The organism is Saccharothrix texasensis, from assembly GCF_003752005.1.
Taxonomy (GTDB): Bacteria; Actinomycetota; Actinomycetes; order Mycobacteriales; family Pseudonocardiaceae; genus Actinosynnema; species Actinosynnema texasense.
In genome coordinates, this window is record NZ_RJKM01000001.1 from 8320351 (window position 1) to 8346021 (window position 25671).

The following is a 25671-nucleotide window of genomic DNA, read 5'->3' on the forward strand; positions in this document are numbered from 1 at the left end:
ATGCGGTGAAGGGGGGCAGGCGAGTGCGAGCAGTCGAGAAGACCGACCGGCTCGGGTTGTTGCTCGCCCTCCTGCTCGTGCTCCTCGGCGTGAGCGCCGGCGTCGCGCCGAACACCGGCGGCGGAACCGCCGGGCCGCCACCTCAGTCGCGGCCCGGGGCAGCGGTGCTCGGGGAGTCGGCGTCGGCCTCACCGTCGATGAGCGACGACCTGCACGACTGGCTGCGGTTGTCGATGGCGGCGCGGTCCGCGCCGAACACGGCGGTGCCCGAGACCTGGTGGGCCGCTCACTCGCCCGTGCCGGGTGCGCGCACCCGTCCGGGACCGCCGACCGCCCGGGAGGTCGACCGCACCGGCACGGGCGCCGGGGAGCCGACGCCGCAGTCGAGCCGGGCACCCCCGACCGCGTGATCCGGCCGAGCCGGGGTTGATCCGGCCGGGCCGGAGCCGAACCGCCCTGCCACGTCCGTCGCGCACCTCCCCGTCGGGGTGGCGCGGTGGACGCGCGCGGGCTGTTCGAGTCGTGTCGCCTCCCCGTGCCGGGCTCGTCGCGCGCCACCGCCGGTGGCGCCGGTCGACGCGTGCCCGCACGACCGCAGCTCCCGTGAGGACCCGTACATGTACTTCGTCGTGCTCGTTCTGCTCGTCGCCATGGTCTTGGCGGCAGTCGGTTTGATGGTGGGGATGTTCGTCAAGGACAAGCCGCTCTACGGCGCGCTGGGACTCGGTGTGCTGACCGGACCCGGTGCCCTGCTGGCGCTCGCGCACATGGCCGTGGCCTAGAGCGCGGGTGCTCGTGGCGACCCCGCCGACCCCGCCGACTTCGTTCGGCGGGGTCGGCGGGGTCGGCCCGCCGTCACGGTTCGATGAGACCGGCGCGGATCGCGTAGCGGGTGAGCTCCAGCCGGTCCTTCAGGCCGAGCTTCTGCAGCAGGTTGGCCCGGTGCCGCTCGACGGTCTTGACGCTGATGACGAGGAGCCCCGCGATGTCCTTGGAGGAGTGGCCCTCGGCGACGAGCTTGAGGATCTCCTCCTCTCGGTCGGTGATGGCCTTGTCGGGGATGTCCGCGCCGTCGCGGGCGCGGTCGAGGTAGTTGCGGATGAGCGCCGTGACCGCGCCGGGGTAGAGGAACGGCTCGCCGCGCATCGAGGCCCGGCAGGCTTCGACCAGGTCCCGGTCGGCGACCGACTTGAGCACGTAGCCGGAGGCGCCCGCCTTGAGCGCCTCGAAGAAGTACTGCTCGTTGTCGTACATGGTCAGGATGAGGATCCGCAGGTCCGGTTGGAGGCGGGACAGCTCCCGCGCGGCCTGCAACCCGGTCAGCCGGGGCATGGCGATGTCGAGGATGGCCAGGTCGGGACGTTCGGCGCGGGCCTTCTCGATGGCTTCGGCGCCGTCACCGGCCTCGGCGACCACGGTCAGGTCCGGCTCGCCGTCCAGGATCAGCCGGACACCCCGGCGGACCAGCGCGTGGTCGTCGGCGAGCAGGACGCGGGTCGGTGGCTTCGGCATGGTCAGCTGCTCCGGGTGGGGATCGGCACGCGCAGTCGCACCTCGGTGCCACCGCCGGGTTCGGAGTGGACGGTGAGCCCGGCGCCGATGAGCAGGGCGCGTTCGCGCATGCCCCGGATGCCCGAGCCCTCGGCCGAGTCGCCGAGGCCGCGACCGTCGTCGCGGATGCGGAGGTCCACGCGGTCGCGGTCGTGGCTGAGCGTGAGGTCGAGGTGGCCGGCGCTCGCGTGTCGCGCGACGTTGGTGATCGCCTCCTGCGCGACCCGGTAGACGACCAGCTCGACCTCGTTGCCGAGGTCGGGGAGGTGGCCGTCGAACCGCCGGCGGACCGACAGGCCGCTGTGGCCGGCGATCTCGGTGGTCAGCGCCTTGAGCGCGCTGACGAGCCCGAGCTCTTCCAGGACACCGGGGCGCAGCCGGCGCGCGATCCGCCGGATCTCGTCCAGGCCGCCCCGGGTGGTCTCCTGCACCTGGCGCAGCTCGTCGCGCACGGTGGGCGGCGCGTGGTCGGCCACCCGCTTGAGCTCCAGCAGGACGGCGGTGAGGGTTTGGCCGACCTCGTCGTGCAGCTCCCGCGCGACGCGGCTGCGCTCGGCCTCCTGCGCGGACAGGGCGCGGGCGGCGCTGTCGCCGCGCTCGGCCTCCAGCCTGTCGAGCATGGTGTTGAAGGTCCTGATGAGACGCGCGATCTCGCCGTGCCCGGTGGGCGTGGGACGCGGACCGGGGCGCAGCAGGTCCGTCGTGGTCATTGCCCGGGTGAGGCGGTCCAGCGGGGCCAGGCCCACCCGCAGCAGCACGGCGTTGGCGACGAGCATCACCGCCAACCCGCCGGACAGGACCACCGCTTCGGTGAACAGGACCGGAGTGGACACCGTGACCGGCCCGAGCAGCAGCGCCGCCGCGGCCAGGACCAGCACCACGGCGTTGAGCAGGAAGATCCGCCAGAACAGGGACATGGTCACGGCCTCCTCCGCTCCCAGGCTGCCGGGTGGTCCGGCGCCTGTCCATCCGGGGTGACACCCATTCGCCACGTGCACGTCACCACCGCCCCCGGATGGGTGTCAGCACCGATTGTGCCGTCACCGCGCGCTTCGCAGACTGGTGCGGACGGTTCACGACGCCGGGTGGAAGGGGTGCAAGCCGTGGTGGGATCGGGATCTCCGACGTTCGCACGACCGCACGCGGCCCCCGTTCCCGGTGACGCGGCCGGCAGAACGCCGCAGGCCCACCTCCGCCGCCACGCCGAACAGGTTGGTTCCATGCACGCTAGCGATATCGCGGTGAACGTGCCGACGGTCACCGTCCACGATCCGGTCGCGCAGGCCGTGCGGGTGATGGCGGTGAGCCGCCTGCCGGGCCTCATCGTCGTCGACGAGCGGTCGCGACCCCTGATGGTGCTGCCCGGCACCCAGGTGTTGCGCCTGGTGGTCCCCAGCGCCTACCAGGAGGACCCGGCGCTCGCGCGCGCCGTCGACGAACCGCACGCGGACCGCTTCTGGCTGGAGTCGGGCGACCTGACGGTCGGCGACTGCGCGCCGCGGCGACCGGTGAAACCCGTGACCGCGCGGGCCGACGCGACCCTGCTGGAGGTCGCCGCCCTCATGGCGCGCCTGCACAGCCCGCTCGTGGCGGTCGTCGACGCGGGCGGAGCGCTCCTCGGCGCCGTCACGCTGGAACGCCTCATCACCAGCCTGGCGGTGTTCGGCGCCACCCCCGGCGACGGCTGACGCCACCCCGTCGCACCACCGTCCCCCAACACCCGCGCCCTCACGCGGGTGCGCTTCACCACGTCCACTTAGGAGAGTGCCTTCCGTGTGCCCGAGTGCCGCGACCACACCATCACCAGGCCGCGAACCCACCGCTTGCTCGGGCCACGCCGACGGCCGGACCGGCCCCCCGGGTCGTGACCGATGAGCGCCGTCCTCGCTCTCGCGATCTTCCTGGTGGCGTTCTTCTTCATCGCCACGGAGAAGGCGGACAAGCTCAAGGTGGTGCTCATCGCGTCGGGCGCGATGGCCGTGCTGGGCCTGATCCCCGGCGCCGAGGTGTTCTTCTCCGAGCACGCCGGCATCGACTGGAACGTCATCTTCCTGCTGTTCGGCATGATGGTCATCGTCGGGATCGTCAAGCAGACCGGGATCTTCGACTACCTCGCCATCTGGGCGGCCAAGAAGGCCAAGGGCAAGCCGTACCGCCTGATGGTGATGCTGATGGCGATCACGGCCGTGGCGTCGCCGTTCCTCGACAACGTCACCACGATCATGCTCGTCGTCCCGGTGACCATCGTGGTCTGCAACCGGCTGCGCATCGCGCCCCAGCCCTACGTGATCGCCGAGGTGCTCGCGTCCAACATCGGCGGCGCGGCGACGCTCATCGGCGACCCGCCCAACATCATCATCGGCAGTCGCGCCGGGCTGACGTTCACCGACTTCCTGGTGCACATGGCGCCGATCGTGGTCGTCATCTTCGTGGTGTTCGTGCTGCTGACCCGGGTGCTGTTCCGCAAGTCGTTCCAGCACCACCCCGAGCACGTGGCCGCCGTGATGGCGCTCAACGAGCGCCGGGCCATCACCGACCCCGCGATGCTGCGCCGGTGCCTGGCCGTGTTCGCCGTGGTGGTCGTCGGGTTCGGCCTGCACTCCGTGCTGCACCTCGACCCGGCCGTGGTCGCCCTGGTGGGCGCCGGGCTGATGATGCTGGCCACCAAGGCCGACGTCGGCGACGTCCTGCGCGAGGTCGAGTGGCACACCCTGGCCTTCTTCATGGGCCTGTTCGTCATGGTCGCGGGACTCGTGCACACCGGGGTGATCGAGACGATCGGCCGCTGGGCGGTGCAGGGCGTCGGCGACAACTACTTCGTCGCGGCCACCGCGTTGTTGTTCGGCTCCAGCGTGCTCGGCGCCTTCTTCGACAACATCCCCTACGCGGCCACGATGAGCCCCGTCGTGGAGGGCATGGTCGCGGAGGTGCCGGACCCGGCGACCGGGCAGGCGCTGTGGTGGTCCTTCGCCCTCGGCGCGGACTTCAGCGGCAACGGGACCGCGGTGGCGGCCAGCGCCAACGTCGTCGCCATCGGCATCGCCGCGCGCACCGGCAACCACATCAGCTTCTGGCAGTTCACCCGGTACGGCATCGTCGTGACGGTGCTGAGCACCGTGATGGCCTGGGGCTACGTCTGGCTGCGCTACTTCACGTGACACCGGTTCACCCGCAGCGGTGAGGCACGGGAACCGGCGGCGGCTCGGGGACGACCACTCGGGCAACGGCGTCGTCCGCCGCCGGTCCGAGCCACCACCCGCCCGGAGCACCCGTGAGGCCGATCAGGTCGTCGCCGCACCAGCCGGCGTCCGTGCCACCGCCCGTGCCGCCGCCCGCGGCCCCGACCTGCCGGGTCCTCGACCCGGACGCCGTGGCCCACGCCGGGTGGCGCGTCATCGCCTCCGGCCCTGGCGGTCACCGCGCCTGCCCCCTCGCCCGACCGGACAGCAGCACCCAGAAAATCACCGGCGCGCCGACGAACGCGGTCACCGAGTTCAGCGGTGCGCCTCAGCCCGCGCGCCAGGTGCGGCCAAGCCGACGAAGCCGATGGCGCCGCAGAAGGCGGTGATCACCCCGGACAGCACGGCGACGCCCGCCAGGGACAGGAAGTGGACGCGCCGGACGTCGATCCCCAGGCTGCCCGCGCACCGCTCGCCCAGCAGCAGTGCGTTGAGCGGCTGGGCCAGGAACACCGACAGCGCCGGCACCACGCCGCAGGACACCGCGACGACCCGCAACTCGGTCCACGTCGCGTTGCGCACCGAGCCGCGGGTGAACGTGGCCGGCGCCTGCAACCGGCACCACGGCGCCGGCCAGGTAACCCAGCATCACCCCGACCACCAGGACCACCACCGGGTCGCCGACCCGCCGGGCGATGCCCAGGGCGATCAGCAGCACCACGGCGGCCCCCGCGACCGCCGCACCCGTCACCCCGAGCTGGCTGACCACGCCCAACCCCGACAGCCGGCCCACGCCACCGGTGCCCAGGATGACGACCGAGGCGCCCAGGACCGCCCCGGAGCTGACGCCGAGCAGGGCAGCCGGGCGTCCAGCACGATGGTGCGGTCGACCTCGGACGCGGCGCCCCGACCCGTCAGGATGCGCAGCACCTCGCCGACCGGGATGGCGATCGAGCCCTGCGCGACCAGCATCACCACGACGCGCCCGGCAACAGCAGGACCAGCAGCCCGAACAACCCGGCCACGCGCCCGACGCGCCAGCGGGACCGGGGGGCGCCGCCCCGGCGCGGTCCGGGCCGCCACCCCGTCCTCGGTCACGCCCTCGACACCCGTGCCACTACCCGACACCGCGCACCCCGTCCCTCCCCCCGGCGTGGAACCGGCCACCACCTGGAAGTCGTGCGGCGTCGGCGTCCGGTTCCCGCGATCGCGCGGAAGGCCGGTGGTCGTGATTCCCGCGCGGCCCGGGAACCGGGGGAGTCCTCCCGACGACCAGTAGGACTGGAGCGCTCGATGACGCGACCACACCCGAAGGGCCTCGACCATGATCCCGGAACGCATGACGGCGACACCGGGCACGACCCGCTGCCCGCGCCCGATCGGCAGGTGAGGACCGTGCTCGAGCACGACGCCGCGGCGCCGGTCCACGAGCACGTCACCGACGCCATCGAAGCGCCGACGCTGATCCGGCTCACGCCCAACACCGTGCTGGTCCGCTTCGAGACCCTCAAGGTCTACGCCGCCCTCGGCGCGGTCCGGCACCTGGTCGCCATCGGCGCGGTCCGCCCCGGGCAGACCGTGGTGGACAGCTCCAGCGGCATCTACGCCCTCGCTCTCGCGCCGGTCTGCCACCGCTACGGGCTGCGCTGCCACATCGTCGCCTCGACCACGGTCAACGACACCATGCGCGCCCAGCTGGAGATCCCGGGCGTGACCGTGGACCAGGTGCCGCCCTCGGACGACCTGCGCCTGGACCAGAGCAGGCGGGTGGCGCGGGTCCGGGAGCTGCCGGCCCACCGGCCCGACGTGCACTGGATGCGCCAGTACCACGACCCCGTGCACCACCTCGGCTACGCCGAACTGGCCGACCCGCTGCTCCGGGCGCTGCCCGGCGAACCCCTGACCGTGGTGGGCAGCGTGGGCACCGGCGCGTCCACCGGCGGGCTCACCCGCGCGCTGCGCCGGCACGACCCGCGCGTGCGGCTGGTGGGCGTGCGGCCCTTCGGCAGCGTCACGTTCGGCAGCGAGCGCTTCACCGACCCCGACGCGATCATCGCCGGCATCGGCAGCGCCATCCACTTCGACAACGTCCACCACGAGCTGTACGACCGCACCCACTGGCGGCCTTCCAGCACGCCACGGCCGCCACCGTCGACCTCATGCGCCGGCACGCCGTGTTCGCCGGGCTGTCCACCGGCGCCGCGCACCTGGCCGCGTCCCGGGAGGCGCGGCGCGACCCGGTCCGCACGCACGTGGTCATCGGCGCGGACACCGGCCACCGCTACACCGAACGCGTGTTCAACCGCCACCGCGAGGCGCTGGACCCCGCCTCGCTCGCGCCGGTGGAGATCGGCTCGTTGGAGGACCTGGCCCCGCCGTGGGTCGCGATGGACCGGGCACGACGCCCTCACGGACCGATCGTCCCCACCCAGGAACGCCGGAAGGACCCCGTGCCATGACCCTCGTGCTGCTGGAAGCCCTCACCTTCGGCCTCGGCCGGATCGCCGACGCCGCCCGCGCGGCGGGGCACGACCTGGTGCTGCTGACGGGCGACCGCTCGATCTACACCCACGAGCTGTCCCGCTGCGGCGACCGGCTGCGCGTCGTGGACGTCGACACCACCGACGTCGCCGCGTGCGAGCGGGTGCTGGGTGGCATGGGCGACCTGGCCGGGTTGATCAGCTCGACCGACACGTGGGCGCTGCCCGGAGCCGCGCTGGCCGCCCGGCTGGGACTGCCCGGTCCGTCGCCCGACTCGGTGCGCGTGCTGCGGGACAAGGCCGCGGTCCGGGCCAGGCTGAACGAGCGCGGCCTGAGCCGCAGCGGTCCGCTCGACCCGGTCACGACCGCGGTGTTCCCGTTGGTGCTGAAGGATTCCGCGGGCACGTCATCCCGGGCGGTGTGGCTGGTGCGGACCCCCGCCGAGCGCGACGCCGCCCTCTTGGCGGCTGCCGTGACGCCGTTCAAGGGCCGCCTGATCGCCGAACCGTACTTCGAAGGTCCCCTCTACAGCGCCGAAACCATCTCCTGGCGGGGCGAGACCCGGCTGCTGGGCGTGCTCAGCCGCGTCCTCTCGCCCGAGCCCGCGCGTCGGGAGGAGGCGGCGTCCTTCCCCGTCGCCTTCCCGGCGGCCGACCTCGCCGAGCTGGGGGAGTGGATCGGCCGGGTCCTGGCGGCGGCCGGTCACGAGCGCGGGTTCGCGCACACGGAGTTCGTGCTCACCGCCGACGGCCCCGAGGTCGTCGAGATCAACGCCCGCATCGGCGGAGCCCTGGTCGGCGAGGCGCTGTGCCGCGCGCTGGGCGCCAACGCCTACGACGCGATGGTCCAGGTCGCCCTCGGCGCCCGGCCGGACCTGCTCGACGGCGTGCCGGGCGGTGGCGTCGCGACCGGCTTCGTGGCGCTCTACCCGCGCGAGGCGGGCGTGCTGGAGGGGTGGACCGGCCTGGAGCGGCTGGCCGACCTGCCAGGCCACCCCGAGTGGTACCCGACCGCGAGTCCCGGCGACGTGCTGGAGCACCTGACCGACCAGCGCTCCTGCACCGGCATCGTCCTCGCCGAAGCCCCCACCGCCGAACTGGCCCTGCACCGCGCCCAGGCCGCCGCGGGCGGGATCATCCCGGTGGTCCGGGCCGGGCGCCGGGTCGACGCGGCGGTGTGAGGCGTTCACGCCCGCTCCCGCCGCGGCGGGAGCGGGAACGGACTGCCACCACCCGGCGCGGTCACGGCCCCGCGAGCCCGACCGGCCCGCGACCGCGTCGGCGAACCGGAACTTCCGGCGACTTCTGGGGGACAATCGCCACGTGGACTGCGACACCTGCCGCGAAGCCCTCTCCGCGCGCGCCGACGGCGAAGCCGAACCCGTGCCCGCCGAGGAGACCGACGCGCACCTCGCTTCCTGCTCCCGCTGCCGGCGGTGGCGGGAGGACGCCGCCGCGCTCACCCGGGGCCTGCGGGTCCGCCCCGCGGCGGAGGTGCCCGACCTGACCGCGGCCGTGCTCGCCGCCACCCCGGTCACACCGCCGGTGTCGCGGTCCACGCGTGGGTGGTACTGGCGGATGGGACTGGCCGGGACCGCCGTCGTCCAGCTCACGCTCGGGATGGCGCAGGTGTTCGGCGTGACCGGCATCCCCGTCCACGGCGGGCACCCCGGCGCCGGTCAGACGTCGACGCACCTGTTCAACGAGAGCACCGCGTGGAACCTCGCCCTCGGCCTCGGCCTGCTCTGGACCGCGCTGCGCCCCAAGGCGGTCGTCGGGGTGCTCCCGGTCGTCGCGGCGTTCGTCGCGGTGCTCGTGCCGTTCTCCGTCAACGACCTCGTCACCGGGGCGGTCGCGCTTCCCCGGATCACGTCGCACGCCTTCCTGCTGCTCGGCTTGGCGCTGCTGGTGGTCGTGCGCCGCACGCACCGCGCTCCCGAGGACGGCACGCCCACCGAGGTCCTGCCGGACGACCCGGGGCTCGACGTCGACGACGACGCGGACGACCTCGACCCCGGACAGGACCCGGGCCCGCACGGCGGCTTGCGGCACCTGCGGCCGGTCAGCAGGAAACGGGCCGCCTGACCGTCGTCCCCGACCGGTTCACCCCTCCGGGACCCCGATGGGCAGCCACCACGACGCCGCGGTCACCCACCGTGCCCGCGGTCACCGCTGTGGTCGGACGTCGGCGCCACCGAGGCAGGCGGGTCGCCGACCGGTCCCACCGCCGCCCCGGCCGTCCACGCCGCGGCCGCCACCAGCACCAGCACGCCGCCGAACGCCGCGAGCTTCCCCAGCGGCGTCAACCTCGCCACCAGGTCGCCGACCCCGCCCATCCCGATCACCCAGCCGCAGCCCGCGACGAGGACCAGGGCGAGCACGCCGGCGACGACCGCCATCACCAGCGGTCCGCTGCGGTGTCGGTGCCCGTCATGGGGAAAGGGTACCGGGCGCCGCCCGCACCGCGGCCGACGCCGTGGCAGCCCGTCCGCCACCCGCGGCAGCCGTCACCCCAGGCAGGACCGGACGGCTGCGGCGAGGTTCGCCGCCCGCGGGTCGTCCGGCCGGTAGTTCCACAGGTTGGTGACGTAGCCGAAGCCGACCCGGGCGTCCGGGTCGCCGAAGGCGATCGACCCGCCGGAGCCCGGGTGGCCGAACGACCCCGGCCCGGCCATGGGCATCGGCGGGCAGGCGCGCCAGAACCCGAGCGACATGGCGAACGAACGCTCGGCCGGGAGGTCCAGCCCCGCCGGCACCCCGTACATCCGGCTCCGGTCGGTCTGGACGGCGGTCATCGTCCTGACCGTCGCCGGGTCGAGCAGCCGCACCCCGTCCACCTCGCTCACCGTGGCGGCGTACATCCGGGCCAGCGACCGCGCGTCCGCGACCATGTTCGCGGCCGGGAACTCCGCCGCGCGCCACGCGCGGGTCCGGAAGTACCCGGTCGCGGGGTCCATGGCGCCGCCGAGCACGCCCGCGCGCATCTGGACCGCGTCCGGGCTCCACATCGACTCGACCCACCTGGTGACCGTGTCCGCGTCGAGCCCGGTCGTCGCGATCATCCCGGCGAGCAGCTCCTCCAAGGTGAACGGCGCGGCGTCCTCGAAGGCGGCCACTCGCGGCTCGTGCTCCTCGGGCAGCCCGATCCAGGCGCTCAACCCGAGCGGCGCGGCCACCTCCTCGGCGAAGAAGGAGCCGAGGGACCTGCCGGTGACGCGGCGCACGACCTCGCCGACCAGGAACCCGTAGGTGACGGCGTGGTAGACGTGCTCGGCGCCCGGCTCCCACAACGGCTCCTGCACTTCGAGCGCGCGGATGACCGGGTCCCAGTCGCACGCCTGCTCGAACGTCAGCGGCCCGTCGACGACCGGCAGCCCGGCCTGGTGCGACAGCAGGTGGCGGACCAGGACGCGGTCCTTGCCGTTCGCGCCGAACTCCGGCCAGTACCGGGTCACCGGGGCGTCGAGGTCCAGCAGGCCGCGCTGGGCCAGCAGGTGCGCGCAGATCGCGGTCGCGCCCTTCGTCGTGGACGCGACCTGGACGACGGTGTCACCCGTCCACGGTCGGTTCGTCGCGCGGTCGGCGAGGCCGTCCCACAGGTCCACGACGGGACGTCCGTCCACGTAGACGCTGCACGCCGCGCCCACCTCGCCGGGTTCGCCCTCGAAGTTCGCCCGGAAGACGTCGGCGACCTCGCCCCAACCGTCCTCGACACCCGGTCCCGCAGTGCTCGTCATGGCGCAGTTCCTCCCGTGGATCCGACTCGCTCGGTGGAACCACGATCACGCGCCGCCCTGACACCGGGCCGCCACCGCCCTGACACCGCCGCCGACACGGCGGCGTCTCACCGGATCGGCCGGCCCTGGTCGGCGCCGCGGATGGTGAACAGCTCCGCCAGCCCGGTCGTGCGCAGCATCCTGACCAGCTTCGCGGGCGGGCTGAGCAGGTCGACCGCGCCGGCGGCGAGCTCGTGCGCGACGACGAAGGCGGTGAGCCCGCTGGAGTCGCAGAAGGTCAGCTCCGCCAGGTCCAGGACGAGGCGATCACCCGCGACGAGCCGCAGCCGGGTCAGCGCCTCGTGCAACCGCGGCGTGCACCGGTGGTCGAGCTCCCCGGTCAGGGCGATGGTGTGCACGTCGCCGTCGGTGGCCGCGGTCAGGTGGAACACCGTGCCTCCGGGGAGGCCGCGCCGGGGTTGCCGATCGCGAGGATCGCGGTGTCGTCGGAAGGGGATTGCGACCAGTCGGTCAACAGCCGCACCAGCAGGTCCACCACGGTGGGGGCGTCCTTGCCGGTCATCGTGGCGGCGGCCTCGGCCAAGCCTTCCTCCTCCAGCATGGCGCCGTCGGCGCGGCGGGCCTCGGTGAGGCCGTCGGTGTAGAGGACCACCACGTCGCCGGGACCGAGGCGGGTCCTCGCGCGGGTGAAGCGGGCGCCGGGCAGGAGGCCGACGAGCTGGCCGCCCGGCGTGGCCAGGAAGTCGACCTCGCCGCCGGCGCGCAGGACCAGCGGTGGCGGGTGCCCGCCGCCCGCGATGGTGACGGCGAACCCGTCGCCGTCCGGTTCGAGCAGGCCGAAGATCACCGTGCAGAACCGCGGCGCCCCGGGCCTGCGTTGCTGCAGCATCACCGTGTTGAGGGTGGTCAGCACCACGACCGGGTCGGGGTCCCGCACGGCGGCGGCCCGCAGGGCGTACCGGGTCAGCGAGGTCAGCACGGCGGCCTCGGGGCCCTTGCCGCACACGTCGCCGAGGAAGAACCCCCACCGGTCGCCGCCCAGCGGGAACACGTCGTAGAAGTCGCCGCCGACCTGGTCGCTGGACGCCACGTGGTAGTGCGCGGCGAGTTCGGCGCCGTCGACGTCGGGCAGCGCGTCGGGCAGCAGGGTGCGTTGCAGGGTGCCGGTCAGCTTCGCCAACCGCTCTCGTTCCCGCTCCGCCTCGCGCTTGGCGGCCAGCAGTTCCTGCTCGTAGGCGCGGCGCTCGCGCGCGTCGAACACGGTGACCCGCACCAGCAGCGGCTGGCCCTCCTCGCCGACCTTGACCTTCGCGGTGACCAGGGCGGGCAGCCTGCGGCCGTCGGCGGCCACCAGGTCGAGGGCCAGTTCGCGGACCTCGCCGTGCAACCGCAGCATCGGCGCGTAGTGCGTCTCGTGGTAGAGCCTGCCGCCACCGGTCAGCAGGTCGGTGAAGCGCCTGACCCCGACCAGCTCCTCGCGCCGGTACCCGAGCCAGCCCAGCAGCGTGCCGTTGACCTTGGCGATCTCGCCGTCCATGAGGGTCGACAGGTAACCGCACGGCGCGTTGTCGTACAGCTCCTCGGCGTCGTCCTCGAGCAGGGAGGAGAACACCACCCGCGGCTCGCGGACGGTCGGGTCGCCGTCCTCGCCGGGCTCGTCGGCATCACCCAGGCCGGTCCCGGCGGGGCACATCACGGCCGTGTGCTCCCCTGGCCGGTCAGGAACCCCCGGATGGCCTTCGTCGTCTCCTCCGGCGCGCTCAGGTTGGGGCAGTGCCCGGTCGCGTCGAGCACCACCAGCTCGCTGCCCGGGACGCTCCGGTGCACGAACTCGCCCACCTCCCGGGCGGCGATGACGTCCTCGCGGCACTGCAGCACCAGGGTCGGCACGCTCACCCGGGCCAGGTCGGCGCGGTTGTCCGACAGGAACGTCACCCGCGCGAAGTGCCGGGCGATGTCCGGGTCGGCGCGGCAGAAGCTCTCGGTCAGCTCCCTGCCCAGCTCCGGGCGGCCGGGGTTGCCCATGATGGCCGGCGCCATCGTCGCCGACCAGCCCAGGTAGTTGCTGTCCAACGAGTCCAGCAGTTCCTCGATGTCCTGCGCGCTGAACCCGCCCCGGTAGTCGCCGTCGTCCACGTAGCGGGGCGAGGGGCCGACCAGGACCAGCGCGCCGAACCGGGACGGGTCCCGGTTCGCGGCCAGCACGCCGATCATCGCGCTCACCGAGTGCCCGACGAACACCACGTCGCGCAGGTCCAGCTCGTCGAGGATCTCCAGGACGTCGGTGGCGTAGCCGGCCAGGGAGGAGTAGCGCTGCGGCTGCCACGCCGACGGGTCCGAGCGCCCGGCGCCCACGTGGTCGAACAGCACCACCCGGTGGTCGTCGGCGAACGCGGGGGCCACCAGCCGCCACATGTTCTGGTCACAGCCGAAACCGTGCGAGAACACCACCGGGCGGCCGTCCACCGGGCCCGACACGGTCACGTTGTTCCTGTTCAGCACGTCCACCCGCGGCAGTATTCCACCAGCGCCGGGCGCGGCGGCCGGCGGCACGTGCCCGGCCGGACGCGATCAACCGGGCCGGGCGGCCCGCCGCCGCCCCCACGACGATTCGCCGCACCCCGGACCACCTTCTCCGATTCCACCTGCGGCCGACCGGGCGCGAATCCGTGATCCGGATCGCGAAAACGGATCGGCGCGGTGACCGGAGGGGTGGTGCGCCGGGCGGTGAAGAATGTCGATGACACTTTCCGTGCGCATTCCGGAGGGGCGGGACCGCACATTTCGTCCCCGGCGGGTCGGCCTTCGGGCCGCCGACGTTCAGCCCGTGACGCGCAGGAAGGCGTGGGTGGTGGTGCCGTGCGGGGAGGTGTGGGTGCGCACGAGGTCGGCGAGCTGGTTGACCACCAGCAGGCCCCGACCGCCTTCCTGGTCGGGTGCGGCCGGTCGGCGGCCCGCGAGCGGGTCGGTCAGGTGCCCGCCGTCCCGGACGGTGCAGACCAGGTGGGTCCCGTCCTGCCAGATGCTCAGCTCACACCCGCCGCCGGTGTGCCGCAGGGCGTTGACCACCAGTTCGGTGGTGATGAGCACCAGGTCGGCCACCCGCTCGGCGGGAAGGCCCAGGCGCACCGCCTGCCCGGTGGCGAAGCGGCGGGCGTCGCGGGCGCCGGAGGTGCCGGCGACCTCGAACGTCGCGGCGTCCGGAGCGGTGTCGAAGGACTGGTTGTAGCGGTCGACGACGGCGTCGGGGGCGTAGTGGGCGCTGTCGTAGCGGCGGGTGGCCTCCCACACCAGCGGGTGGGTGGCCAGCGCGTCGGCGACGACGTGCTCGTCGAGCGAGGAGGTGTCGTACGGGCACGCGATGGTGACGTCCCGGCCGGCGAAGGCCAGGTTGATCAGCGCTTCGTGCTGGGCGCAGGCCGGGTACTCGACGTGGGTGCGCCCGGCCCAGATCGGCTCGCCGATGATCCGGACGTGCCGGTCGGGGTGGCGGTCGGCGAACCGGCGCAGCACGGCGGGGATGATCCGGCCCGGGTTGCGGCCCTCCACCTCCATGTCGAGCAGCAGCACGTCGTCCGCGGCGTCGCCCAGCGCGTCGCGCAGCAGCCGCAACCGGCCGTCGGGCACGGAGGCGGCGACCGGGTGGCCCTGCTCCAGGCCTTCGGTCACGAACGGCACGAGCAGCGCCAGGTACTCCTCGTCGGAGGCGTAGAACACCGCGGGGTGGACGAAGTCGCCGAGGGGCGGGAGGTGGGTGATCGTCACGCGGCGGGCTCCACTCGGACGTTGGCGAGGTCGAGCAGGTCCACCAGCGTCGACACGCCCGGCCAGGACGTGCGCAGCACGACGGACGCGCCCCGGCCGGCGGCGTGCCGGGCCAGGTGCAGCAGGCCTCGGTGGTCCAGGAAGGTCAGGTCGGCGCCGTCGAACACCAGCTGCCCGTCGCGGGGGCGGGGGTCGGCCCGCCGCAGCGCGAGGCGGAACAGGTCGCCGTCGGTCGAGTCGACCTCGCCGCTCAGGACGGTGGTGCGGTCGCCGGCGGCGTGCAACCGGAATCCGGGGTAGGACGTGTTCGTGTTCGGGTGCATGCACGCGACCTGCGCGAACGCGTCGTCGTCCACCTCCGTGGCGGAGTAGGCGCACATCGCCGAGAACGGCCGTCCCGCCATGTAGTGGTCGATCTGGTGCTCGTAGCGGGCGAAGGACGCCAGCTGCTCCGGGCTGCGCACCATCGGCGTGCAGTCCGCGGCGACGCGCAGGCCGGTGAACCCGGCGGCCAGCGCCGCCTCGGTCGCCCCGGCGTAGGTCCGCACCTGCGCGGCGGGCTCGATCACCGTGCCGACGGGGTACGCGGCGTCCAGCGACGCGACCTGGGCGGCGCCGGTGAGCAGCGCCTCGTCGATCCCGTCGATCCCGTTCAGGTGCTCGACCAGGGCGTCGGGGTCACCGACGCCGAGGTAGCGGACCCGTTGGCCCAGGGCGAGCCCCTCGGACAGGAACTCCCGGGCCCGGTCGCGGAACTCGCGCACGTCGCGGTACCGCCAGCAGACGTGGTCGCCAGGACCGAAGCCACGCACGTGTTCCACCAACCCGGACCTGCGCATCCGCACACCTCAACACTCCTCGCGGCGGACGTCGCCGCGGTCGGGCGTGTGTCATCGACGCATCCCCCGAAGGGAGGATAACCCCGTGGGGACGGTGCTCGCGACAGCCGGCAGCGGTGGTGCGACCGGACCTCGGTGACGTGGGTGGCCCGCTCGCGGCTGCGCCGAGCACCCGGTATTCGTCGATCGGCGCGCCGCGGGAAATCGATCGACGAATACCGCGGGTGTAGGCCGGGCGTGACCGCGAACAGCGGTGCGCGTCACCTGCCGGCACCAATGAAGGCACCGCCAGTGTCGTGACCCGATTTTCGGTGTCCCGCCGGTGGCGGATTGGTCGAAGTCATCGCGGCGACGATGATCCCAGTGACGTTTCCAGGACGGGGCGATGCATTTCGCTCGTCGGATTTCGACGCATTGACGTTTGCCGCGCCCGCTGGTGCCGGTCAGTGCCCGACACCCCGCCGCACCCCTTGGCGCGTCGTGCGAACCAACCTTCATCGGGAGGATTCATGTCCCAGTCCGGCAGGCGGCGCCGCTCGGCGCTGCGGAGATCCGCGGCGGCGGCCACGGCCGCCCTGACGTTGTGGGCCGCGACGGCGGTGGTCGTCGCGGCGCCGCAGGCGGCGGCCCAGGTCGACCCGGTCGACGTCGTCGTCACCCTCGGCCCCGGCGCGAGCACCACCGTGGCCAAGACGGTCACCACCCCGGCGATCCCGCCCAACCCCGACCTGGTGTTCCTGGCGGACACCACCGGGAGCATGGGCGGTGCCATCACCGACGTCCGGAACAACGCGGGCGCCGTCACGAGCGCGGTGCTCGACGCGCAGCCGACCGCGCGGTTCGCGGTGGCGGAGTACCGCGACGCGGGGGACGCGTTCGCGTTCCGGGTCGACCAGAACCTCACCGGCGACCCCGCCGCCGTGCAGGACGGGATCAACGCCTGGGTCGCCGGCGGCGGCGGCGACCTCCCCGAAGCCGCCATCAACGCCCTGTTCGAGATCGGTAGCGGCGCCATCGCGTTCCGCCCCGACGGCACCCGGATCGTGGCGTGGTTCGGCGACGCGCCCTCCCACGACCCCAGCCAGGGCCACACCCTGGCCGACGCCATCGCCGCGCTCCAGGCCGCGGACATCCGCGTCGTCGCGGTCAACGTGGGTCCGGCCGGCGGTGGGCTCGACGCCGGCGGCCAAGCCACCGCCATCGTGGCCGCGACCGGCGGCGTGCTGCTGAACAACGTCCCGTCCGACCAGGTCGCGCAGGCCATCCTGGACGGCATCCGAGCCGTGCAGGTCACCGTCACGCCCACGATCACCGCCTGCGACCCGCAGCTGACCCTCGGGTTCGCGCCCGCGAGCCGAACCGTGGACAGCGGTGACGTCGCCGCGTTCACCGAGACCATCGCGGTGGACCCGGGCACGCCGGCCGGCACCTACCACTGCACGGTCGACTTCCTGGTCGACGGCGCCTCGCGCGGCTTCGTCGAGCAGAACACCGTGCACGTGCCCGGCCTGTCGATCGACGACGTGGCCGTCACCGAGGGCGACGCGGGCACCACACCCGCCACCTTCACGGTCAGCCTCGACCGGCCGAGCCCCAGCCCGGTCACGGTGGACTTCGCCACCGCCGACGGCACCGCGGTCGCGCCGGGGGACTACTCGGCGACCGCGGGCACGGTGACGTTCGCGCCGGGCGAGACCGCCAAACCGGTGACCGTCCCCGTCGTCGGCGACACCGTGGACGAGCTGGACGAGACCTTCACCGTGACCCTGGCCGCGGCCGGCGGCGCGGCGATCACCGACGCGGTGGGCGTGGGCACGATCCGCGACGACGACCGCGACGGGGTGTTCTCCTGCCGGGCGAGCGCCGTGAACGTGGTCGGCATCGAGCCGGTGGTGGCCAACCCGGCCGACGTGCCGTGCGTGGACGACGCCGAGGCGCTGGCGCAGGTCGGCCTGAACGCCGGCGCGCTGACGGTCGGCGCCGAGGTGCTGTCCGCCACCACCGACCAGACGCCGGACGACCTCACCTCGGCGCCGCCGGCCGCCGGCGACGACGCCACCGCGAAGGCCAAGGTCGACACGACCACCATCAGCACCCTCGGCCTGACCATCGAGCTGGGCGTGGTCCAGGCCGAGGCCTCGGCCCGGTGCGCGCCGAGCGGCGGCGGCCTCGCGCCGCGGTTCTCGGGTGGCTCGACCATCGCCTCGCTCAAGATCAACGGGGTGTCGACGACCGTCGGCTCCGCGCCGCTGACCATCCCGCTGCTGATCGGCTCGCTGAGGCTCAACAGCACCGAGACCACGGCGACCTCGGTGACCCAGCGCGCCGTGGTGCTGGACACCGTGCTCGCCGACGTGGTCATCGGTGAGGCGCACGCCGACGTCCACGGCACCGGCGCCCACCCGAACGGCAACCCCTGCACCGGTTGACGGGCGTTCGAGCCGGAACAGGACGGGCCGCCGCACCTACCCGTGCGACGGCCCGTCCTCCGACAGCGAGACGGTGGAGGCGAACGCGGCCTGGCTCAGTCGACGGGGTCGCGCCGCCGGCGGCGGAGGAGGAGCACGCCGCCCGCGAGCACGAGCGCCGCGCTCGAGCCGCCGACGACCAGCGGCGCGGATGACGACTCCGGCTCCTCACCCGCGCTGCCGTAGCCGCTGGAGAAGCCCTTGGTGTCGTACTCCGACCCGGTCTGCTTGTCGGCGTAACGAGCCTTGACCTGCTTCTGGTAGTCGCTCAGCGACATCGACGCCCGGCCGTTCAGCCCTTGCCGCGCCTGGTCGTTGAGCGGCGTGACGGTGAGCAGCGTCAGCTGGTACCAGGCCCGGATCTGCGGTTCGGCGAACACCAGACCCCCGGGCTCGGCCTTGCCGGCGTACACGGCGTCGCTGTCGCCCTCGCGCACCGCCGCCAGGTGCCAACCCCCGCCCTGGGTGGGTGCGAGCATGACGGTGGCCTGGCGGTTGTTGACGCTGATGCTCAGCGACGACACCAGGTGGCTCAGCTTGACCGCCTCGGTGGGGATGGGCTTCGCCGTGCCGGCGACGAAACCCGGGGTGATCTCGCTGACCGCCAACGGGTCCTTGACCGTGAAGGCCGGCAGGCCCTCGCACGGCGCGGCCTTGTCGGGGATCGCCTGCGGCGTGTCGGACCCGCCCTGGGGCACCGGCGCGCTCAGGAAGCGGCAGACGGCGTTGAGCACGGCCTGCGACTTCACCGCCGCGAGGGCGGCCTGGTAGTCGGGGATGTCCACGGCGCTCGGGTCATGGGCCGGCGCCGCGTGGGCGGGGCCGGTGACGCACAGGAGCGCGGACGCGCCCAGCGCCAGGGCGGTGGCCAGGCGGGAGAGGCGTGCGGCCGCCCGTCCGCCGGACGTCGGTGTTTCGCGCATGTCGCCTGCCTTAACGGGAGATGCCGATCCGGGAGTGGGTCCACTTGAACGAGCTGTTGCTGACGTAGTCGTTGTAGTTCCACCACGTGTAGGTGGTCGTGTCCGGCCACGGGTCGGCCACGGCGATGGTGGTGTTCGAGGTGTCGAAGCCGTAGACCACGTTCATGTGGCCGCCGCCGGAGTTCCACCCGATGCGCGCGCCGAGCGGCCGGGCCGCCTTGACGTCGGTGTAGACCTGGTTGAACGACGCCGCGCTGTTCAGGCCCGAACCGGTGTGCGCCATGCCGAGGCTGCCCCAGGCCCTGGCCATGTCCTCCAGCGTGGCGGGCTGGTTGTTGCAGCCGTAGTAGGGCTGCGCCCGGTTGCAGAAGTCCGTCTGCGTGCTGCCGTAGCCCTGGTACTTGGCGATGGTCAGGCCGGACGCGGCCCAGCACCACTGGGTCTTCTCCTGCTTGTACATGGCGATGTCGTCGTACCCGGCTTCCGCCTGAGCGGCGCCCGCGGCGGCCACCGGCAACCCGCAGACCGCCAGCGCGATGGCGGACGCGGCGGTCGCGAACCTGAATCTGCCCATCTTCCTGCCCTTCCCCTGCGCACGACGGGTGCCGGGCGCTCTGCATGGACATGACAGCGCGAAATGTCGTTGCCACACAGGGGGAACGCGGGATTACGCTCGTCGGAGTGAAGATCGGCGTCCGGCGCGGAACCGGGGGTCCGGAGGGCGTCGCGGAGGATCATCGGAGATCGACTCGGTTCGCCGAGGCCTTCCCCGTCCCGTCCCACCGATGGCCGCAGAGCCGCACTCTTTGCAGTGTCGTCACCCGTCGGGACGTGACCGTCCGCCACTCGGCGACGGGACCGCGAGCGCGGTGCGGACACGGTGAGGTGAACGCGGCCGGACCCGGTCACCGGCGCCGGCCCGGCGACGAACCGGGAGCGGTTCGTCGCCGGGCCGGCGCGCGGCGGTCGTGCGCGGTTGTCGGTGTCACTCGATCCAGCTAACGAGGGGAACGGCCGCCGCGCCGTGCGGGAGCGGTTCGCCCGCGCGAGCGCGCTACAGCGGGGCGACCCAGTAGGGGACGACGGTCATCGTGCCGTTGCCCGCCGCGCCGCGCAGGGTGCCGCTGGTGGTCGTCGACAGGGTGTACCAGGAGTCGACGTAGTCCGGGTCGTCGGTCCACCAGCCGTCCGGCAGGGCGTTGATGATCGCGTTGACCAGCGGGATGTACGCGCCGCCGTCGATGATGGTCAGCAGCGCCTGGGTGAGGGCCAGGGCGAGGTCGCGGTAGTTGGTGCCGCCGTCCTCCTCCATCATGACGATGTCGGCGAGGTCGTACTTGTAGTCGGAGAAGTGGACCAGGAGCTGGTTGGGGTAGTAGGTCTTGCCGTCGTCGTCCAGGTAGGGGAGCTGGGCGGTGTCGACCTTGACCTTGCCGTCGAGGCCGAACCCGGCGGTGATCGTGAAGATCTCCGCGTCGCCCTTGTGCCACGGCTCGTGGTCGTCGTCCAGGCGGATCGACGTGAGCTGCGTGGCCCAGTAGCCCGAGGCGGGCGTGACGGCCGCGCGTGCCGCGGCGGGGGACAGGCCGCGGTGCGACAGGGTCGAGCGCAGCACCTCCGTGCCCTTGGCCAGCGCGGTCGCGGTGTCGACCTCGACCAGGTACACCGGACGCGCCGGCACGCGGTCGGCGGCCAGCGCGATCCGCCGGCCGGCGCGGTCGTAGGCCGTCACGGTCGTCGGCGCGTCGTCGGCGGGCGACGACGCGATCAGCGGCGTGGCACCCCGGCGCAGCGCGGCGGCCATGTCGGCGTGCGCGAGGCGGACGGTGAGCAGGGACGTGCCGTCCTGCGGCAGCCCCTTGGCGGTCAGGACCTCCCGGTCGGCGTCGCGCACGGCCCGGCCGAGCGCGGTGTCCCCGGCGGCGCGCGCCAGGGGCACGGGGTCGGTCGAGGCGGACAGCACGCCGGCCCGCCGGGCGTCGTCGGCGAACTCGCCCGCCAGCCGGGCGGCGATCCGGTCGGTGACCGCGGCGACGGAGTCCGCGGGTGCGGTGGTCGCGGCGGGCGCGGCGTGGGCCGGCGCGGTCACCAGGCCGGCGGTGACCGCGAGGGCGCCGATCGTCGAGACCAGTAATCGGGTGGGGTGCGACAAGGACATGGCCGAACCTACCTTTACTCTGCGTGCAGGGACAGGTGGGCAGAGTGACATATGAAAGAATTACACGTACTCGCACCGCCCGTTGTCAATGGGAAACCCCGATGCCGTCGCCCCCCGCGTCCCGGGTTGCCACCTGCGCGGCAAGGTGAGTCCACTGTGGATGGACGGGTTCGCACCGGGAAAGGCCGGGACGAGGCGGTGGGTGCTCGGCCCGAGTCTGTCCGGTGCGCTGTGTTGACGCTGCGTGAAGGCCGGTCCTAGCCTCGACGTGAGAGCGTTCTCACACCCCTGTCGGCCGCTCACTCCCGTTGGGGAGGTCCTGTGCTGAACACCGTGGTTCACGCAGCCCTGCTTCTGTCCTTTGTGGCCTTACCGGCACCCTCCACCACCGCGTCACCGGATCCGGCGACCGTGCCGCCGTCGGCGACCGCCGTCTGCGACAGCTACTGCGACGACCGCGACCCCGCCCTGCCCCCCGGCGCGCACCGGTCGCCGACCCGGCCGGCGACCGCGCCCCGGCCGACCGCCCTGGCGCCGGTCTGCAACCTCCACTGCGACGGGCGCGACCCCGCCCTCTCGGCGGGGGAGCGCGTCGCCCAGGCCGTGCCCGCCGGCACCCGCCGGGTCGCGCTGCACTTCGACAGCACCGAGACCATGGGCTGGGCGGTCATCTCCGGTGGCGGCCAGGGCGACGCGGTCTGGCTCGACCGCTCCTACGACGCGGGGGCGACCTGGCAGCCCAAGCTCGGTTCGACCACGACGCCGGCGGGCTACGGCGGCTGGCGCACGTCCATGCACAACGTGGACGACTGGGCGAACCTCGGCGTCGGGCTGCTGCGCGCCTGCGGCCAACCGGCCGGGTCGTCGTCCATCGCCTGCACGAGCTGGTACCGCACCACCTGGAACGCCGGGAACCGCGCCACCGCGGCGGCCACCGCCCTGATGCAGCGGTACAACCTGGGCACGGGTCTGTTCGACACCACCGGCTGGTGGAACGCCGCCAACGCGCTCAACGCGATCATCGACAACGCGCGGGTGAGCGGCATGGGCAGCTACCGGTACGCCATCGCGCGCACCTACGACCTCAACCGGACCGCCTGGAGCGGCAACTTCGTCAACGAGTACAACGACGACGTCGCGTGGTGGGGCCTGGCGTGGATCGCCGCCTACGACCTGACCGGCGACCGCCGCTACCTCGACACCGCCCGCGTCGGCGCCGACCACATCCACCGCTACTGGGACCAGACGTGCGGCGGCGGCATCTGGTGGACGTCGAGCCGGACCTACAAGAACGCCATCGCCAACTCGCTGTACGTCCAGCTCAACGCCGCGTTGCACAACCGGTTGCCCGGCGAGACGACCTACGTGCAGCGCGCCCGGGACGGCTGGCGGTGGTTCGAGGGCAGTGGGATGGTCAACGGGTCGAACCTGGTCAACGACGGGCTCGTCACGTCCACGTGCCGCAACAACGGCCAGACGCCGTGGAGCTACAACCAGGGCGTGCCGCTGGCCGCGTTGACCGAGCTGCACCGCGCCACGGGTGACCAGGCGTACCTCGCCAGGGCGCGCGTGCTGGCCGACGCCTCGACGACGAACGCCGCGCTCAACCCCGGCGGGATCGTGTTCGACAACGGCGGCGGTGGCGACGTCCCGTCGTTCAAGGGCGCCTTCGCGCGCGGGCTCGGCCAGCTGAACCGGGCGTTGTCCGACCGCCCGTACACCGCCTACCTCAAGAGGCAGGCGGACACCGCCCACGCGCGGGACCGGTCCAGCAGCGACTCCTACGACCAGCCGTGGGCGGGGCCGTTCCAGCGCAGCGACGCGGCGCGCCAGCACAGCGCGGTGGACCTGATGAACGCCGCCGGCTGACCGGTCCGGGCGTCGGCCCGGATGACCGCGCACCGGGGTCGGCGGACGGCCCCGGTGCGCCTGACCGACCATCGGCTGCGGCCGAACGCCGGTAGTTGCGCAAGCATTGGCACTACTTTCGTATTTTTCGTACGGTCTTTCGTTGACTCTGTACAAAAGTCGCCTTACCGTCACCTGGCCGGATGTGACCTGGCTAACACGCCGGCTCCCAGGGCTCCCTGCCCCCGACCCCTTGCCGAGTCGAGTCCCCTGCTCACCGGCTTAGCTCAAGGGAGAACGCCCGATGTCGTCCCCTGCCCGTCGCATCCGGTGGCTGCGCGCCACCGGCTCCCTCGCCTCGATCGCCCTCGTCACGGCCGCGTCCCTGTCCGTCTCCTCGTCCGCGCGCGCCGCAGCGGCGGCACCCCCTCCCCAGGAACCCGGGGTGACGCTCAGGGTCTTCGACATGCAGACCGAGCTCGCCCGGCTGTGCGTCCTCAAAACCGGCCAGACGCCGAACGTCGACAAGCTCATGCCGTCGGTCGACTGGACCACCACCGGGGACTTCGGCCTCGGCGACCGGTTCCTGTCCGAGGTGACGGGCAACGTCAACGTCACCACCGCCGGCACCCACACCTTCCGCCTCACCAGTGACGACGGTTCCCGGCTGCGGATCGACAACGCGGTGGTGGTCGACCACGACGGGCTGCACGGCAGCGAGTCGAAGAGCGGCTCGGTCCAGCTCGGGGCCGGCTACCACGCCCTGCGGATCGACCACTTCGACAACGGCGGCGGCCAGCAGCTCACCCTGGAGTGGCAGCCGCCCGGCGCGACCGGGTTCAGCGTCGTGCCGAACTCCGCGCTCAGCACCGACGCGGGCGTGGTCCGGGTGACCGCGCCGGGCCGCAAGGAGTGCGAGGGCGGCGGCGACGCGGCGGGCGACGGCCTGCCGCTGACCTCCGTGCACCCCGCCTACTCCCTGACCAACCTGCGCCCGAGCGGGTTCGAGCCGCAGGTCAGCGGCATGGACTGGCTGCCGGACGGCAGGCTGGCCATCGCCACCTGGGGCGGCTCGAACACCAAGCTGGGCGAGGTGCACCTGATCAGCGGGGTCACCGGCGCCACCGACCCCACGAAGGTCCGCACGCAGCGGATCGCCTCCGGGCTCCAGGAGCCGATGGGGCTCAAGTACGTCGACGGCAAGCTGTACGTGTCGGAGAAGGTCGGGCTCACCGAGCTGAACGACACCAACGGCGACGGGGTGACCGACGACTACCGCCGCGTCGCGACCTGGCCGTTCGGCGGCAACTTCCACGAGTTCGCGTTCGGGATGCTGTACCGGGACGGCGCGTTCTACCTGAACCTGTCGGTGGCCATCGACTACGGCGGCGCCACGACCGATCCCCAGCCCGCGGCCAACCGCGGCACCACGATCAAGGTGGACAAGGCCACCGGCGCCGTCACCTACCTCGCCGGCGGGCTGCGCACGCCCCACGGCATCGGCTGGGGCCCTGAAGGCGACATCTTCGTCACCGACAACCAGGGCGGCTGGCTGCCGTCGTCGAAGCTGGTGCACATCAAGCAGGACCGGTTCTTCAACCACTACACGAACCCGGCCGGCCCGTTCGACAACCGCGCCATCACGTCACCGGTGCTGTGGCTGCCGCAGAACGAGATCGCGAACTCGCCGAGCAACCCGGTGCAGCTGACCACGGGACCGTTCGCCGGGCAGGTGGTCTTCGGCGACGTGACCTACGGCGGCTTGCAGCGCGGCTTCCTGGAGAAGGTCGGCGGCGAGTACCAGGGCGCGGTGTTCCGCCTGACGCAAGGGCTCGAATCGGGCGTGAACCGGATCAGCCTCGGCCCCGACGGCGCGATCTACACCGGCGGCATCGGCGCGGGTGGCAACTGGGGCCAGGCGGGCAAGCTGAACTTCGGCCTGCAGAAGCTGACGCCCAACGGCGCGGAGGCGTTCGACATCGTCGCCATGCGGGCGGTCCAGGGCGGCTTCGAGCTGGAGTACACCCAGCCGCTGTCCGCCCAGACGGTGCAGGGCCTCGCGGGCAAGTACCGGGCCACGCAGTGGCGCTACCTGCCGACCTCGGCCTACGGCGGGCCGAAGATCGGCCAGCAGACGGTGACCGTGCAGTCGGCGACGCCGTCCGCGGACCGCAAGAAGGTCACCGTCCTGCTCTCCGGCCTGCAGAGCGGGCACGTGGTGCACCTGCGCTCGCCCCGGCCGTTCACCTCCGAGTCCGGCAAGTCGTTGTGGAGCACGGAGGCCTGGTACACGCTCAACGCCAAGCCGGGCGCCACCGCCCGCACCGGGCCGATCAAGGGCCTGGCCGCGAAGTGCGCGGACATCAGCGACGGTGGCACGGCCGAGGGCACGAAGGTCCAGCTGTGGACGTGCAACGGCACCGCCGCCCAGCAGTGGACGGTGGCGACCGACGGGACGGTCCGGGCGCTGGGCAAGTGCCTGGACGTGCAGCAGGGCGGCAGGGCGAACGGCACCGTCACCCAGCTGTGGACGTGCAACGGGACCGGCGCCCAGCAGTGGGTCGCGCAGCCCGACGGCTCGCTGCGCAACCCGCGGTCCGGGCGCTGCCTGGACGTGGCGGGCAACAACTCCGCCGACGGCACCGCGCTGCACATCTGGGACTGCCTCGACGTCGCCAACCAGAAGTGGGTCCTTCCCTGAGCGCAGGGACGCCACGGGTCCG

Annotated in this window: 22 protein-coding genes and 1 pseudogene; 10 read left to right on the plus strand and 13 right to left on the minus strand. The window is 73.1% G+C overall.

The window, feature by feature from the left end; translation table 11 throughout:
- Positions 1-23: 23 nt before the first annotated feature.
- Positions 24-410: a hypothetical protein gene (locus tag EDD40_RS37385; protein WP_123747058.1), complete on the plus strand. Its 387-nt coding sequence runs from the start codon at positions 24-26 to the stop codon at positions 408-410.
- 207 nt (positions 411-617) lie between these two features.
- On the plus strand, positions 618-782 hold the full coding sequence (locus EDD40_RS42180) for a hypothetical protein (RefSeq protein WP_170185351.1): 165 nt from the start codon (positions 618-620) through the stop codon (positions 780-782).
- Between the two features lie 73 nt (positions 783-855).
- Here EDD40_RS42180 and EDD40_RS37395 read toward each other — a convergent pair whose 3' ends face one another.
- Positions 856-1512, minus strand: a complete 657-nt coding sequence (locus EDD40_RS37395; protein WP_123747060.1) for a response regulator — start codon at positions 1510-1512, stop codon at positions 856-858.
- A gap of 2 nt (positions 1513-1514) precedes the next feature.
- Positions 1515-2468 carry a HAMP domain-containing sensor histidine kinase gene (locus tag EDD40_RS37400; protein ID WP_123748571.1) on the minus strand — a complete coding sequence of 318 codons (954 nt, stop codon included), beginning with the start codon at positions 2466-2468 and terminating at the stop codon, positions 1515-1517.
- A 303-nt stretch (positions 2469-2771) separates the two neighbouring features.
- On the opposite strand from EDD40_RS37400, the gene EDD40_RS37405 reads away from it, so the two are divergent.
- Together EDD40_RS37405 and EDD40_RS37410 are read left to right on the plus strand one after the other, a co-directional pair.
- Positions 2772-3239: a CBS domain-containing protein gene (locus tag EDD40_RS37405; protein WP_123747061.1), complete on the plus strand. Its 468-nt coding sequence runs from the start codon at positions 2772-2774 to the stop codon at positions 3237-3239.
- Between the two features lie 183 nt (positions 3240-3422).
- On the plus strand, positions 3423-4709 hold the full coding sequence (locus EDD40_RS37410; RefSeq protein ID WP_123747062.1) for an ArsB/NhaD family transporter: 1287 nt from the start codon (positions 3423-3425) through the stop codon (positions 4707-4709).
- Between the two features lie 336 nt (positions 4710-5045).
- On the opposite strand, the gene EDD40_RS42915 is transcribed toward EDD40_RS37410, so the two are convergent.
- Positions 5046-5345, minus strand: a complete 300-nt coding sequence (locus EDD40_RS42915) for an iron chelate uptake ABC transporter family permease subunit (protein WP_211348330.1) — start codon at positions 5343-5345, stop codon at positions 5046-5048.
- Between the two features lie 678 nt (positions 5346-6023).
- Here EDD40_RS42915 and EDD40_RS44080 point away from each other — a divergent pair.
- The 3 genes and pseudogenes from EDD40_RS44080 (at position 6024) to EDD40_RS37435 (ending at position 9295) form a co-directional block, all read left to right on the plus strand.
- Positions 6024-7189 (plus strand): annotated as a pseudogene (locus tag EDD40_RS44080) (pyridoxal-phosphate dependent enzyme).
- A complete protein-coding gene (locus EDD40_RS37430; protein ID WP_123747064.1) occupies positions 7186-8391 on the plus strand; it encodes an ATP-grasp domain-containing protein in 1206 nt (401 codons plus the stop codon). Before EDD40_RS44080 ends, EDD40_RS37430 begins: the two are co-directional and overlap by 4 nt.
- 142 nt (positions 8392-8533) lie before the next feature.
- Positions 8534-9295, plus strand: coding sequence for a zf-HC2 domain-containing protein (locus EDD40_RS37435; RefSeq protein WP_123747065.1), 762 nt, complete (start codon positions 8534-8536; stop codon positions 9293-9295).
- A 62-nt stretch (positions 9296-9357) separates the two neighbouring features.
- Here the strand turns inward: EDD40_RS37435 and EDD40_RS37440 are convergent, their stop codons facing one another.
- The 7 genes from EDD40_RS37440 to EDD40_RS37470 form a co-directional block, all read right to left on the minus strand.
- A complete protein-coding gene (locus tag EDD40_RS37440; protein WP_123747066.1) occupies positions 9358-9609 on the minus strand; it encodes a hypothetical protein in 252 nt (83 codons plus the stop codon).
- 108 nt (positions 9610-9717) lie between these two features.
- The gene (locus EDD40_RS37445) at positions 9718-10947 is read right to left on the minus strand and encodes a serine hydrolase domain-containing protein (protein ID WP_123747067.1); all 1230 of its coding nucleotides are present in this window, start codon (positions 10945-10947) and stop codon (positions 9718-9720) included.
- A 107-nt stretch (positions 10948-11054) separates the two neighbouring features.
- Positions 11055-11378 (minus strand): STAS domain-containing protein, encoded by a 324-nt coding sequence (locus EDD40_RS37450; protein WP_123747068.1) that lies wholly within the window; start codon positions 11376-11378, stop codon positions 11055-11057.
- Positions 11366-12640: a PP2C family protein-serine/threonine phosphatase gene (locus tag EDD40_RS37455; RefSeq protein WP_123747069.1), complete on the minus strand. Its 1275-nt coding sequence runs from the start codon at positions 12638-12640 to the stop codon at positions 11366-11368. Before EDD40_RS37455 ends, EDD40_RS37450 begins: the two co-directional genes overlap by 13 nt.
- Positions 12640-13455, minus strand: a complete 816-nt coding sequence (locus EDD40_RS37460) for an alpha/beta fold hydrolase (protein WP_123747070.1) — start codon at positions 13453-13455, stop codon at positions 12640-12642. Before EDD40_RS37460 ends, EDD40_RS37455 begins: the two co-directional genes overlap by 1 nt.
- Positions 13456-13767: 312 nt before the next feature.
- Entirely contained in the window at positions 13768-14712 is a 945-nt protein-coding gene (locus tag EDD40_RS37465) for an anti-sigma factor RsbA family regulatory protein (protein WP_123747071.1), read from the minus strand.
- A complete protein-coding gene (locus tag EDD40_RS37470) occupies positions 14709-15551 on the minus strand; it encodes an MEDS domain-containing protein (protein WP_123748572.1) in 843 nt (280 codons plus the stop codon). The genes EDD40_RS37465 and EDD40_RS37470 overlap by 4 nt, the downstream gene beginning before the upstream one ends.
- Before the next feature lie 509 nt (positions 15552-16060).
- Here EDD40_RS37470 and EDD40_RS37475 point away from each other — a divergent pair.
- Positions 16061-17980: a Calx-beta domain-containing protein gene (locus EDD40_RS37475; RefSeq protein WP_123747072.1), complete on the plus strand. Its 1920-nt coding sequence runs from the start codon at positions 16061-16063 to the stop codon at positions 17978-17980.
- A 95-nt stretch (positions 17981-18075) separates the two neighbouring features.
- Here EDD40_RS37475 and EDD40_RS37480 read toward each other — a convergent pair whose 3' ends face one another.
- From EDD40_RS37480 to EDD40_RS37490, 3 genes are all read right to left on the minus strand, one after another.
- Positions 18076-18942: a hypothetical protein gene (locus EDD40_RS37480; protein WP_123747073.1), complete on the minus strand. Its 867-nt coding sequence runs from the start codon at positions 18940-18942 to the stop codon at positions 18076-18078.
- Positions 18943-18952: 10 nt separating this feature from the next.
- The gene (locus EDD40_RS37485; protein WP_123747074.1) at positions 18953-19516 is read right to left on the minus strand and encodes a papain-like cysteine protease family protein; all 564 of its coding nucleotides are present in this window, start codon (positions 19514-19516) and stop codon (positions 18953-18955) included.
- Between the two features lie 480 nt (positions 19517-19996).
- Positions 19997-21100, minus strand: a complete 1104-nt coding sequence (locus EDD40_RS37490) for a DUF3103 family protein (RefSeq protein ID WP_123747075.1) — start codon at positions 21098-21100, stop codon at positions 19997-19999.
- A gap of 411 nt (positions 21101-21511) precedes the next feature.
- Here EDD40_RS37490 and EDD40_RS37495 point away from each other — a divergent pair, with 411 nt between their 5' ends.
- Complete coding sequence (locus tag EDD40_RS37495; protein ID WP_342777805.1) at positions 21512-22969, plus strand: glycoside hydrolase family 76 protein; 1458 nt, start codon at positions 21512-21514, stop codon at positions 22967-22969.
- A 283-nt stretch (positions 22970-23252) separates the two neighbouring features.
- Positions 23253-25649, plus strand: a complete 2397-nt coding sequence (locus EDD40_RS37500) for a ricin-type beta-trefoil lectin domain protein (RefSeq protein ID WP_123747076.1) — start codon at positions 23253-23255, stop codon at positions 25647-25649.
- The last annotated feature ends 22 nt before the right edge of the window (positions 25650-25671 follow it).